At 73.8% G+C, this 11,996-nt stretch carries 13 protein-coding genes and 1 pseudogene; 4 read left to right on the top strand and 10 right to left on the bottom strand.

The window, feature by feature from the left end; genetic code table 11:
* Window positions 1-15: 15 nt before the first annotated feature.
* Together ACL02T_RS24085 and ACL02T_RS24080 are read right to left on the bottom strand one after the other, a co-directional pair.
* Window positions 16-1,074 carry a sensor histidine kinase gene (locus tag ACL02T_RS24085; protein WP_412833025.1) on the bottom strand — a complete coding sequence of 353 codons (1,059 nt, stop codon included), beginning with the start codon at window positions 1,072-1,074 and terminating at the stop codon, window positions 16-18.
* A gap of 1 nt (window position 1,075) precedes the next feature.
* On the bottom strand, window positions 1,076-1,771 hold the full coding sequence (locus ACL02T_RS24080; RefSeq protein WP_412833024.1) for a response regulator transcription factor: 696 nt from the start codon (window positions 1,769-1,771) through the stop codon (window positions 1,076-1,078).
* A 123-nt stretch (window positions 1,772-1,894) separates the two neighbouring features.
* Between ACL02T_RS24080 and ACL02T_RS24075 the strand changes: the two genes are divergently transcribed.
* Both ACL02T_RS24075 and ACL02T_RS24070 read left to right on the top strand, forming a co-directional pair.
* Complete coding sequence (locus ACL02T_RS24075; protein WP_412833023.1) at window positions 1,895-3,088, top strand: molybdopterin-dependent oxidoreductase; 1,194 nt, start codon at window positions 1,895-1,897, stop codon at window positions 3,086-3,088.
* On the top strand, window positions 3,085-3,519 hold the full coding sequence (locus ACL02T_RS24070; protein WP_412833022.1) for a hypothetical protein: 435 nt from the start codon (window positions 3,085-3,087) through the stop codon (window positions 3,517-3,519). The genes ACL02T_RS24075 and ACL02T_RS24070 overlap by 4 nt, the downstream gene beginning before the upstream one ends.
* Here the strand turns inward: ACL02T_RS24070 and ACL02T_RS24065 are convergent.
* From ACL02T_RS24065 to ACL02T_RS24050, 4 genes and pseudogenes are all read right to left on the bottom strand, one after another.
* A complete protein-coding gene (locus tag ACL02T_RS24065; RefSeq protein WP_412833091.1) occupies window positions 3,491-4,816 on the bottom strand; it encodes a hypothetical protein in 1,326 nt (441 codons plus the stop codon). The two genes, ACL02T_RS24070 and ACL02T_RS24065, sit on opposite strands and share 29 nt — an antisense overlap.
* 79 nt (window positions 4,817-4,895) lie before the next feature.
* Window positions 4,896-5,033, bottom strand: coding sequence for an early set domain-containing protein (locus ACL02T_RS24060; RefSeq protein ID WP_412833098.1), 138 nt, complete (start codon window positions 5,031-5,033; stop codon window positions 4,896-4,898).
* A 128-nt stretch (window positions 5,034-5,161) separates the two neighbouring features.
* Window positions 5,162-5,257, bottom strand: a pseudogene (locus ACL02T_RS24055) (hypothetical protein); the annotation flags it as partial.
* 26 nt (window positions 5,258-5,283) lie between these two features.
* The gene (locus ACL02T_RS24050; RefSeq protein ID WP_412833097.1) at window positions 5,284-5,469 is read right to left on the bottom strand and encodes a hypothetical protein; all 186 of its coding nucleotides are present in this window, start codon (window positions 5,467-5,469) and stop codon (window positions 5,284-5,286) included.
* A gap of 227 nt (window positions 5,470-5,696) precedes the next feature.
* On the opposite strand from ACL02T_RS24050, the gene ACL02T_RS24045 reads away from it, so the two are divergent.
* Complete coding sequence (locus ACL02T_RS24045) at window positions 5,697-6,575, top strand: FadR/GntR family transcriptional regulator (RefSeq protein ID WP_412833021.1); 879 nt, start codon at window positions 5,697-5,699, stop codon at window positions 6,573-6,575.
* A 60-nt stretch (window positions 6,576-6,635) separates the two neighbouring features.
* Here the strand turns inward: ACL02T_RS24045 and ACL02T_RS24040 are convergent, their stop codons facing one another.
* Genes ACL02T_RS24040 through ACL02T_RS24030 form a run of 3 tightly spaced genes read right to left on the bottom strand, consistent with a single transcriptional unit; the run spans window position 6,636 to window position 9,560 of the window.
* A complete protein-coding gene (locus tag ACL02T_RS24040; protein WP_412833020.1) occupies window positions 6,636-7,766 on the bottom strand; it encodes an acyl-CoA dehydrogenase family protein in 1,131 nt (376 codons plus the stop codon).
* Window positions 7,753-8,751 carry an acyl-CoA dehydrogenase family protein gene (locus ACL02T_RS24035; RefSeq protein ID WP_412833019.1) on the bottom strand — a complete coding sequence of 333 codons (999 nt, stop codon included), beginning with the start codon at window positions 8,749-8,751 and terminating at the stop codon, window positions 7,753-7,755. Before ACL02T_RS24035 ends, ACL02T_RS24040 begins: the two co-directional genes overlap by 14 nt.
* Entirely contained in the window at window positions 8,748-9,560 is an 813-nt protein-coding gene (locus ACL02T_RS24030; protein ID WP_412833018.1) for an enoyl-CoA hydratase/isomerase family protein, read from the bottom strand. Before ACL02T_RS24030 ends, ACL02T_RS24035 begins: the two co-directional genes overlap by 4 nt.
* A gap of 93 nt (window positions 9,561-9,653) precedes the next feature.
* Between ACL02T_RS24030 and ACL02T_RS24025 the strand changes: the two genes are divergently transcribed.
* Window positions 9,654-10,421: an SDR family NAD(P)-dependent oxidoreductase gene (locus ACL02T_RS24025; protein WP_412833017.1), complete on the top strand. Its 768-nt coding sequence runs from the start codon at window positions 9,654-9,656 to the stop codon at window positions 10,419-10,421.
* 64 nt (window positions 10,422-10,485) lie between these two features.
* Here ACL02T_RS24025 and ACL02T_RS24020 read toward each other — a convergent pair whose 3' ends face one another.
* Window positions 10,486-11,976: a class I adenylate-forming enzyme family protein gene (locus ACL02T_RS24020; protein WP_412833016.1), complete on the bottom strand. Its 1,491-nt coding sequence runs from the start codon at window positions 11,974-11,976 to the stop codon at window positions 10,486-10,488.
* Between the last annotated feature and the right edge of the window lie 20 nt (window positions 11,977-11,996).

The raw sequence follows: 11,996 nt of genomic DNA, 5'->3' as shown, positions 1-11,996 counted from the left end.
GGGCGGGGCGCCGTCTCAGGCCTGTGCCGCCGCGCGCGACGGCGCCGGCTCCGCCCGCGCACCCGGCAGCTGCAGCTCGAACAGGCAGCCCGGCCCGTGGTTGCGCACCTCGAGGCTCCCGCCGTGCGCCTCCGCGATCGCCCGTGCGATCGCCAGCCCGAGCCCGGCCCCCGGCCCCTCGCCGGGAGTGCGGGCCGTGCTGCCGCGGAAGCCGACGTCGAAGACCCGGTCCAGGTCCTCCTCCGGGATTCCCCCGCAGCCGTCCTGCACCCGGAGCCAGGCCCGGCCCTCCCGCACGCCACCGGACAGCACGACCCGCTCGCCCGCCGGCGTGTGCCGGATGGCGTTGGTCAGCAGGTTGCGGATCGCGCGGGTGAGCTCGGCGTCGCTGCCCGGGACCACCGGCCAGGCGTCGGGGTCCTCGGCGTCGATGCGGACGCCTGCCGCCTCCGCCGCGGGGGCGTCGGTGGCGACGGCGTCGGAGACCAGCTCGCCCAGCGCGACGGGGACGAGCCGCAGCGACAGGCCCGCGGAGGTGGCCCGCGACAGCTGGAACAGGTCCTCGACCATGCAGGCCATCCGGTCCGACTCGCGGCGGATCCGGGCGAGATAGTCGGCGACCTCGGCGGGCTCGCGGACCACGCCCTCGGCCAGGGCGTCGGTCATCCCGCGGATGCCGGCGAGCGGTGAACGCAGGTCGTGGCTCATCCACGCCACCAGCTCGCGGCGGGCGGTCTCGGCGCGGCGCACCGTCTCCAGCTCCGCCGCGCTCGCCTCCCGCTGCCAGAGGGCGTCCCGGGCGAACCGGCTGCCGAGCCACCACGCCGTCGGCACCGTGACGAGCCCGACCACCACGCACACCGCGATCGTCCCGACCAGCTGCGGGGTGTACATCAGCCCGCTCACCCCGACGACGCCGCCGAGCGCCGCGGCCAGTGGGACCAGCGCCAGCGTGGTCATCGCCGCGGTGATCGACCGCCGCCGCATCCGGTGCAGCAGCAACCCGCCGACGACGGCGACGGGCAGCGCGAACACCAGGGCCAGGGGCGCCGCGCGGGCGAGCTCGCCGAGCACGTCAGCTCCCGGCGTCGTAGCGGTAACCGGTGCCCCAGATCGTCGCGATCCGACGCGGCGCGGTCGGGTCGGCCTCGATCTTCTCCCGCAGCCGCCGCACGTGGACGGTGACCGTGGAGCGGTCGCCGAACTCCCAGCCCCACACCCGCGCGAGCAGTTCCTCGCGGGTGAAGGCCTGTCCGGGGTGGGCCAGCAGGAACGCCAGCAGGTCGAACTCCCGCGTGGTGAGCGCGAGCGTGCGGCCGTCGAGCTCGGCGTGGCGCGCCGCCGGGTCCACCCGCAGCGCACCGTCGACCAGCACCGGGCTCGTGCCCGCTCCGGTGCCGGTCCGGCGCAGGATCGATCCGACCCGCAGCACCAGCTCGCGCGGGCTGAAGGGCTTGGTCACGTAGTCGTCGGCACCCAGCTCCAGGCCGAGCAGCCGGTCGTCCTCCTCGCCGAGCGCGGTGAGCATGACGATCGGCGGGAGGTCGCCGTCGGCACGCAGCGCGCGGCAGACCTCGAGGCCGCCGAGCCCGGGCAGCATCAGGTCCAGCACCACGACGTCGGGTGGCGCGGCCCGGGCCGCCGCCAGCGCGCCGGGACCGTCGGCCGCGAGCCGGACCCGGTGGCCGGCCGCGCCCAGGTACCGGCCGACGACGTCGCGAACGGTCTCGTCGTCGTCGACCACCAGGACGTGCGCGCACACGCCGGCCACGGTAGCCCCGCCCGCCACCCCGCGACCGGTCCCGTCACCGGACGGTAAGCGGATCTCACGAAGTGCTTACCGGTCGACCGGATCGGCGGTACCGGGCGCAGGGGCGGCCTAGCGTCGTCGGGCATGCGGATCCGTTGGCGGAGCCCGATCCGGGGCCCCTGGCTGACCTCGGTGCTGGGGCTCGTCCTGCTGTGCACGATCCCGGTGGTCGTCGTGACCGGGCTGCTCGACTGGATCGCCTACGGGCCCGGGCAGGCGATCCCCGCCGACGTCGGCCTCCTGCACCTGCCGCGGTTCGACTGGCCCACGCGCCCCGCGTGGCTGTTCCGGCTCACCCAGGGCCTGCACGTCGGGCTGGGCATCGTGCTGGTCCCGGTGGTGCTGGCCAAGCTGTGGTCGGTGATCCCGAAGCTGTTCACCGCGCTGCCCCGCAACCCGCTGAAGGCGGCCGAACGCGTGACGCTGGTGCTGCTGGTCGGCGGCATCCTGTTCGAGATCGTCACCGGGCTGCTGAACATCCAGTACGACTACGTGTTCGGGTTCAGCTTCTACGCCGCGCACTACACCGGGGCGTGGGTCTTCCTCGCGGCGTTCGTCCTGCACGTCGCGCTCACGTTCCCGGTCATGGTGCGCGGCCTGCGGTCGCGGTCCCTCCGGACCGAACTGCGCACCCCGCTCGCGGCGACCCGGTCCGAGCCGGCGGGCGAGCTCGTCGCACCGGAACCGGACCCGCCGACCACGAGCCGGCGCGGGGCGCTGGCCCTCGTCGGTGGTGGGTCGCTGCTGCTCGCGGGCCTGACCGTCGGCCAGCACCTCGACGGCCCGCTCCGCGCGACCGCACTGCTGCTCCCCCGCGGCCGGACGTTGCCGGGCGACTTCCCGGTCAACCGCACCTTCGCGGCGTCCGGCATCGCGGAAGCGGCGATCGGACCGGAGTGGCGCCTCGACCTCGGCCCGCTGCAGCTCACCCGGGCCGAGCTCGCCGCGCTGCCCCAGCACACCGCGGCGTTGCCGATCGCCTGCGTCGAGGGCTGGTCGACGCAGCAGACCTGGACCGGGGTGCGGCTGCGCGACCTCGCCGGGCTCGCCGGGGTGCCCACGCCACGCGAGGCCCGCGTGACCTCCGTGGAGGAGGGGCCGTTCGCCCGGGCCACGCTCACCTCGGGACAGGTGCTCCACCCGGACTCCCTGCTCGCGCTGCAGGTGAACGGGGCCGCCCTCAGCCGCGACCACGGCTTCCCGGCCCGGGTGATCGTGCCGGCGCTGCCGGGCGTGCACTGCACGAAGTGGGTTCGGACGATCGGCTTCCGGGCGTGAGCGCGGTCCGGGCCGCCGGGGTCCTCGCCTGCCTGGCCCTGGGCGCCTACGCGGCGACGATCGTCGTGCGGGACCCCTCCCTGCACCCGTCGGTCCCCTGGATGCTCGCCTGGTTCGCCGGCGCGCTGGTGCTGCACGATCTCGTGCTGTTCCCGCTGTACGCCGCGGCGGACCGGGCCCTCGTGCGCCTTCCGGCCGGACCGGTGCCGGTGGTCAACCACGTGCGGGTGCCCCTGCTGGGGGCGGGACTGACTCTCCTCGTGTTCCTCCCCGGCATCGTCCGGCAGGGCGGCCCGGCGCACCTCGCCGCGAGCGGCCTCGACCAGGAGCCCGCTCTCGCCCGCTGGCTGTGGCTGGTCCTGGCGATGGCGGGCGTGTCCGCGCTGGTGTGGGTCGTGCGCGTCACCAGACGGTCAGCAGCAGGTGGTTGACGGCGAGCGCCAGCCCGGCCTGGGCGAGCAACCACCGCCGCGGGTGTGGGAGCGTCCCGCACGCCGCCACGGTCCAGACGGCGAAGGGCAGCCAGATCCGCTCCACCTCCGCCTTCGACATCCCGGACAGGTCGGCCAGCAGGATCGCGGCCAGGGCCGCGAGGACCAGCAGCAACGCCGGCCTGGGCAGCGCGGGGACCCGGCGCAGCCCGGCCACGACCGCCGGGCCGAGCGCGAAGGCCACCGCCGCGAGGTTCGCCCAGACGAAGTAGGAGTACGGCCGGCTCGCCGCGATGCTCGCCGCGTAGATCACGCGCACGTGCGCGTAACCCTCGAACCACCAGAAACCTGCCGCGGTGAAGGCGGCCACCACCAGGACGACCCCGGCGAGCGCGACGACCGCGGCGCGCCACCTCCGCGTCGCGGCGAGCAGGGCAAGCGGCAACAGCCCGCCGAGCACCAGCCCGTACGACAGGTGGAGCGCGAAGCCGAGCAGGAGCCCGCCGCCCAGTGCAGCCAGGTCGGCACGCGGACCGCGCAGGGCCGTCGCGACGGCGAGCAGCGCCACGCCCCACGCGAGCCAGGCGGCGAACAGGCCGTCGGCCGAGACCCCCACCCACACCGCACCGGGGAACAGCACGGAGAAGGGCAGCACCCGGCGGGCGAGGTCCTCCTGCCCCAGGGCGCGCAGGGTGACCGCCACGGCCGCGCAGGCCGACGAGCCGAGCAGCATCACCGCGATCCCCGCCGGACCGCCACCGCCGAGGCCGAGCCGGTCCAGCCACACGAACAGCAGCAAGGCCCCCGGCGGGTGCCCGCCGACGTGCGTGGTCCAGAACCAGGTCTGCGCCGGGTCCACCTGCGAGGTCAGGATGTGGTCGGCGAACTCGCGCAGCATCGTGCCCACGGAGGTGACCCGGGGTACGTCGTGCAGGTACTCCTCGCCACTGGTCAACCGCTCGACCACGCCGCGCCGCCAGCCGTCGACCAGGGCCAGGTCGAGGGTCCAGGCGAAGGAGGCCCCGCACGCCGACCACAACAGCGGGCGCCACGGCGCGCGGGCGGCGAACGTCGGACCCCACGCCGCCACGGCGAGCGCCACGACGACCGCGGCCGGGGTGCCCGGTCCGACGTGCGGCAGCCATTGCGCCAGCAGCGGGGGCCAGCCGAGGAAGATGTCCACGCCCGCCGCGAGCAGCCGACGGCCGACGACGGCCGACGCGACCACCAGACCGGCGGCCAGCAGCACCGCGACGAGGTCACCGTGCCGCGCCACCCGCGTGCCGGTCCTGGTCACGCCGCCCACCGTAACGATCACGCCCGGGGTGGAGGCCTGTGGCACGGCACCCGGGAACGTCCGGGTCGACCCTCCGTCGCTACGCGGACCTGCGGGGCTGCACCCGGACCCAGCTCCCACCGGCGTCGACGAAGTCCGCGGTGTCGTCGTCGAGCCAGACCCCGTCCGAGGCGAGGTAGCGGAAGCGGTGCTCGCCGGGCGGGCGAGCGACACACACGGCGTCGGTGAACAGCCGGCGAGCACGGCGCCGTCCTCTCTCTCCCGACCGAGGCGGACCCGCGCCGAGTAGAGGGCCCGAGCGGGAGCGAACAACCCCTGGGTGCCGGTCTCCAGGCTCACCCGGGTCGTCCCGCGCTCGCACGCCCGGGCGAGGAGGTGATCGAGCACGGCCGCGGCGACGTCCTTGCGGCGGTGGGCGTCCGCGGTCCGCATCGACTTGATCTCGCCGTGTCCCGGCCCGATCTCCTTCAGCGCACCGATGCCGAGCAGCTCCCCACCTCCCGCGCCGCGAACACGGTGACCGCCGGATCCCGCAGCCCGTCGAGGTCGAGCGCGTGCACGCTCTCGGCGGGCGACGTCGCGCACGCCACCGCGACCTGCTCACGGTCGCACGCCTGCTCTCGCAACCGCTCCACGACCATCTGCACGCGCACACCGAGTCCGCGGCTCTGATCGCCGCACGGCCCCACTGATACCGCGGGGTACTCGCCGGGGGTGCCGAGCCGTCCGACATCTCGTGCACCTCGCCCGGGTCGACCTGGATCACCGGAACGGAGGGCAGGACACGCCGGGGCGGAATCCGCAGTTCACAACCCATCTGCCGCTCATCAGTGTAAACTTATCGAGGAATCGACTTCGCGGCCGACGGATGGGATCCAGCATGGCAGAAACCCCGGGTCTGTCCCGGCGCGCTCGAGTGCAACCGCGGCTGGCCGAGCTCATCGCCTCGGAGTTGCGCGAGCAGATCCTCAACGGGGTGCACACGAGCGGCCTGCTGCCGAAGCAGGACGATCTCGTCGCGATGTTCGGGGTCAGTGCCCCGCCACTGCGGGAGGCGCTACGGATCCTCGAGGGCGAGGGCCTGATCACCGTCCGGCGCGGGAAGGCCGGCGGCGCGCTGATCCACATGCCGGACGGCGGCTCGGTGTCGCACTCCATCGGGGTGGCACTGCAGGGCGACCAGGTCCACCTGCGCGACCTCGGCAGCTCCATCCTCATGTTCGAACCGGCCTGCGCAGCCACCTGCGCCACCGACGAGGGAGCCCGCGAGGCCCTGCGCCCGTTGGTCGAGGGCAACCTCCGGCTCACCGAGGAGGTCATCGGCGACGGGCCGGCGTTCACCCACCGGGCCCGCCAGTTCCACGATCTCGTGGTCGCGCAGACCCCGGTCGCCACGACCCGGATCATCGTGCGCAGCCTCGTCGCGATCTGGTCGACGCAGGAGGAGACCTGGGCGCACGAGGCGACCGACCTCGGCCGGTACCCGACTGTCGACGCGCAGAAGCAGGTGCTCGCGGCGCACCGGCGGATCGCCGTCAAGATCTTCGACGGCGACGCGGCGGGCGCCGAGCGGTACGCCCGCGCCCACCTCGAGGCCTCGCAGCAGAACATGCTGGCCCAGTTCGGCGACCGCGTCGTCGACGCATCGTCGGCGCGTGCGGTCCGGGGCCTGCGGGACGAGACGGCGCGGCAGTCCGAGATCGCCCGGCTGCACGAGCTGGAGACGCAGCCGGCGCGGAGCTGGGCCAGCGCACTCTGACCCGGCCCGCAGCGGAGGACCCCGGCGGCGAACCCGCCGGGCGTGCCCCCGCCGGCGAGCTCAGCGGGGCAGCCCGAGCACCCGCTGGGCCAGCAGGTTCAGCTGGATCTGCTCGGATCCGCCGTAGATCGACGCGGCCCGCGAGTAGAGGTAGCGGCGCATCCACTCCCCCGCCGCGTCGGACTCCGCCGGCAGCACGGCCGACGCGCCGAGCAGGTCGATGGCGGCGCGGTGCAGCGCCTGGTCGACCTCTGTCATCAGGAGCTTGTCGACCGACATCTCCGGTCCGGGCAGGGTGTCGGCCAGGTCGCGCTCGGCGAGCCGGCGCCGGACGTGCGTGGTGAGGATCCGGAAGCGGACCTCGAGATCCGCCACCCGCCGACGCACCGCCGCGTCGGTCCGCAGACGGTCGCCGAGCAGGGTGCGGAGCTCACCGAGCGCCGCGCCGAACTTGGAGAGGTAGCCGACGTCGGCCGCGCCCCGCTCGTAGGCCACGGTCATCATCGCGATGGGCCAGCCGTCGCCCTCGGCGCCGAGCCGGTTCTCCTCGGGCACCTCGACGCCGTCGAAGAACATCTCGCAGAACTCGGACTCCCCGGTGGTCGCGACGATCGGCCGCACCGCGATCCCGGGCGAGCGCATCGGCACGACGAACGCGGAGACACCCTTGTGCCGCCCACCCGGCTCCCCGGTGCGGGCCAGCAGGATGCAGAAGTCGCAGTACTCGGCGTAGCTGGTCCAGACCTTCTGCCCGGTGATCCGGTAGCCGCTGTCGGTCCGCTCCGCACGTGTCGACAGGTTGGCCAGGTCGGAGCCCGCGTTCGGCTCGCTGAAGCCCTGGCACCAGTAGTCCTCGCCGCTCAACAGCCGAGGCAGGTAGCGGTCGCGCTGTTCCTGGGTGCCCCACTGCAGGAAGGCCCGCCCCATGTAGCCGATGCGCGGGGCATCGGGCGCGCCGAGGGCCCCGATCTCCTCGTTGAGCGCGACGTCGTAGACGTTGCTCAGCCCGCGGCCGCCGTACTCGGTCGGCCAGGACAGCCCGACCCAGCCCCCGGCGAAAAGGACCTGGTGCCAACGCTTGAGGAAGAGCCCTCGCGGCTCGTCCGCCCCCTGCTCGATGACGTTGTCCCGCAACCACTTCCGTAGGCCTTCGCGGAAGGCGACGAGCTCCGGGCTCTCACTCAGGTCCATTGGTGGCCTCCTGGTCGACGAGGGCGAGCAGCGCGTCCGCGGTGGCCTCGGCCCCGCCGAACACCTCGGCGTCGAGCAGCGCGCGGCGCAGGTGCCGGTGCGCCGGGAACTCCCAGGTGATCGCGACGCCGCCGAACACCTGCACCGCGTGCTCGACGATCTCGACGCCCGCCCGCGCCGCGTAGGACTTGGCGACCAACGAGGTCTCGCGGTGCTCCGCGTCCGCGTCGAGTGCCCACGCCGCGGTGATGACGGCGCTGCGCAGCGCCTCGACTTCGGCGTAGGCCCACCCGCAGAGGTGCTGCACAGCCTGGAACGACCCGATCGGCACGCCGAACTGGACCCGCTGCTTCGCGTACTCGACGGCGTCGGCGAACACCCGCCCGGCCGTGCCGAGCAGGTCGGCGGCGAGCAACAGGCGCGCGAAGGACGCGAAGCGCTCCAGCGCATCGGCCGAGGGCGCGGCAGCGAGGCGGCGCGCTGCACCGGAGGAGCGGGCGACGAACCGCGACAGGTCCTGGGTTCCCGTGGGTTCGCCGAGATCGACGACGAGCAGGTCGCCTCCGGAGACGGCGAGGGCCCGGCGGACCGGCGCCCCGGCGTCCCAGGCGAGACCGGCGCCGTCGACGGTGAGCCCGGCCAGGTCCTCGGTGAGCAGCACGGTGGCGGGCGTGTCGAGGGATACCCCGGCGATCCGCGCCAGCTCACCGGCGAGCAGCGCGCCGAGCAGCGGCGCGCAGCAGACCGCGCCCGCCAGCTCCTCGACCACGATCGCGGTCATGGTCGCGGTCGCGAGCGGCGAGCCGCCCTCGTCCGCCTCGCGGAGCTGGGTGAAGCCGGCGCCGTCGAGCGCGGACCAGCACCCGCTGTGGTCCTCCCTCGCGGTGTCGCGGCAGCGGCGCGCGATGTCGCGGGCGGTCGCGCGGAGGTCGGCCTCCTCGTCGGTGTCCGGCGCCGTCGTCGGGACCAGCGTCGCGGCGCTCATCGGGCGGTCCACTTCTTCGGCTTGGCCGCGGCCCAGTCCAGTCCGTCGACCCCGATCGGGTTGCCGATCTGCGTGTACATCAGCGCCGACGCCATGGCCTGCTCCCGGCCCAGGTCACGCGACCGCCACAGGGCCTTGATCGTGCCCTGCACGGCGGCCGGGGGCTGGCTCGCGATCGTCGCCGCGAGCTCGTGGGCCCGGTCGAGCAGGCTCCCCCCCTCGACGACCTCGCTGACCAGGCCCGACTCCCGGGCCGTCTCGGCCGTCACGCGCTCGTGCAGGCCCATGACCGCCATCCGCACCACGTCCGAGTACCGCATCCGGTAGCTGAGGCTGATCGGCTCCAGGGCCGCGACCATGCCGTAGGTGACGTGCGGGTCGAAGAAGGTGCTCTCGGGTGTGGCGAGCACGATGTCGCACTCGCCGATCCAGTAGAACGCCCCGCCCGCGCACATCCCGCGCACGGCCGCGACGACCGGCTTCCACACCTCGTTCGACTTGGGTCCGAGCTCGCGGCCCGGATCCTCCGACTCGGCCCACGGCGCCGCGGTGTCCAGCCACGGCGAGTCGGAGCCGGACGTACGCTCCGTGGTGTCCAGCCCGGTGGAGAATGCACGCTCTCCGGCGCTGGTCAGCACGATCGCCCGCACGGCAGGATCGGCACGCAGCTCGGCCCACAACCGGGCGAAGTCGCGGCGCATCTGCTCGTTGAAGGCGTTGAGCACCTCCGGACGGTTGAGCGTGACGGTGGCAACACCGTCGTCCGCCCGGTCCACGAGGACCGTGTCGTAGGCGGGTGTGTCGGGCATGCGCTGCCTCTCCTCGACGAGGGTCGCTTTACTCCACTATCTTTACAAGATATGTAATGATAACGCCAGTCGCCGTCCCGAGGAGCATTGCCCATGACGACCGCCGCCGAACTGTTCTCCCTCGAGGGGCGTACGGTCCTGCTGACCGGCGCCACGGCCGGGTTGGGCCGGCGCTTCGCCGAGACCCTCGCGGCCGCCGGTGCCACGGTCGGCGTCGTCGGCCGCCGCCCCGAGCTGTGCGAGGAGATCGCCAAGGAGAACGACGGCTGCGTGCCGCTGCCGTTCGACCTGGCACGGACCGAGGAGCTCCCGGGCCTGGTCGACACGGCCGTCGAGCGGCTCGGCCCGATCGACGTGCTGGTCAACAACGCCGCGTACATCGCCGGCGGGGCCAGGGCGGAGGACGAGACCCCCGAGCAGATCGCGCAGACGCTGGCCGTCAACCTCGTCGCCCCGATCACCCTGGCGCAGCGGATCTACCCGTCGATGAAGGAGCGGGGCGCGGGCGTGATCGTCAACGTCACGTCGATCGTCGCGCGGGCAGGCATCGCCTGGTTCCCACAGGCCACGTACGCGGCGTCGAAGGGCGGACTGGAGGCGATCACCCGGGAGTGGGCCGCGCAGTGGAGCCCGCACGGCGTGCGGGTCAACGCGCTGGTCCCGGGCTTCTTCGAGAGCGAGATGACCAGCGAGGTCATCCACAAGCGCCGGGTGCAGGAGTGGATCCTGAGCAACACGATCCTGCCCCGCCACGGGCAGGTCTCGGACTTCGACGGCGCCCTGCTCTACCTGTGCAGCGACGCCAGCAGCTACGTCACCGGTCAGACCCTCGTCGTCGACGGGGGCTGGACCGCGCACTGAAGCCCACCGACGCGCAACGGGTCGCCCGGGAGATCCGGGCGGCCCGTTCTTCACGCGGAGGCTGTCAGGTGCTGGCGAACCCGCGCCGAAGTTCCCGGCGCAGCAGCTTGCCGGTCTCGCTGTAGGGCAACGCCTCGCGGAACTCGATCAGCGCCGGCGTCTTCGACGACCGCAGCCTGGCCCGGACGAAGTCCCGCAGCTCGTCCGGCTCCACGACACGACCCTCCCGCGGCACCACGAACGCCGCGACCGTCTCGCCCCACTCCAAGTCCGGGGCGCCGACGACCGCGACCTCCTCGACGTCCGGGTGCTGGAGCAGGACGTCCTCGATCTCGCCGGGGCTGAGGTTCTCCCCGCCCCGCACGATCACGTCGTCGGCACGGCCCTCGACGAAGAGGTACCCGTCGGCGTCGAGCCGGCCGTGGTCGTTGGTGGGGAACCAGCCGTCGGGGTCCTTGGCGTCCTTCCCCTCGTACTCGCCCGCGATCTGCTCGCCGCGCACCACGATCTCGCCGACCTCGCCGGGCCCGAGCACGGTGCCGTCGACGTCCCGGATCTGCAGCTCGACGCCGGGCAGCGCCCGCCCGACCGAGCCGAGCCGGGCCGCCACGGCGGGATCGTCGCTGGCGAAGGCGACGCGGTGGTCGTCGGGGCCGAGCAGTGCCACGGTCGAGCTGGTCTCGGTGAGGCCGTAGGCGTTGACGAACCCGACCTGCGGCAGCAGCTCCATCGCCCGGCGCACCACCGGCAACGGCATGCGCCCGCCGCCGTAGGAGAGGTGCCGCAGCGCCGGGAGGTCCACCCCGGTCTCCTCGACGACGTCGAGGATCCGGCCGAGCATCGTCGGCACGATCATGGCGTGCGTGATCGCCTCGGTCCTCGCCAGCTCGACCCAGGTGGCGGCGTCGAACTGCGGCACGTACACGATCCGCCGGCCGAGGTAGACGTTCGACAGCACCGACGCCATGCCGGCGATGTGGTACGGCGGCACGCTGACCAGCGCCGCCTCGTCCTCCTCCGCGCCCAGGAACTCGGTCGAGCCCAGGACGTAGGAGGTGAGGTTGCGGTGCCGCAGCAGGACGGTCTTCGGCGTGCCGCTGGTCCCGCTGGTGAACAGGGCGATCGCGACGCCCTCGCCGTCGTCGGCCGGATCGGGATCGACCTGGGCGGGGCCGAGATCCCCCGGCGACAGCAGTCCGGGGCAGGTGTCCAGACCGTCGATGCCGGCGACCCGCGGGGCCGTCCGGTCGTCCGGGGCGACGACGGCCGGACTGCAGCGCTCGAGGGCGGCCCGCAGCTGGTCGTCGGTGAGCCGGTAGTTCACGGACGTGAAGGTGGCGCCGGCCAGGGCGCTGCCGAACAGCAGCACGGGGAGGGCATCGCTGTTCTGGCCCGCCTGCACCAGCCGGGTCGCGCCGCGGCTGCGCAGGAAGCCGGCGACGCGGGCGGCCCGGTCGCGCAGCTCGGCATAGGTGACGCCGTCCACGGCACGACCGACCGCCACGCGGTCGCCCGCGGCGTCCGCGGCCATCTCGAGCAGGAGAGTGAGGTTCACGGACCCGGTCTTTCCTCGTG

It is taken from the genome of Pseudonocardia oceanicola, from assembly GCF_047200735.1.
GTDB lineage: Bacteria > Actinomycetota > Actinomycetes > Mycobacteriales > Pseudonocardiaceae > Pseudonocardia.
This window is presented reverse-complemented; position numbering and strand designations above follow the sequence as displayed.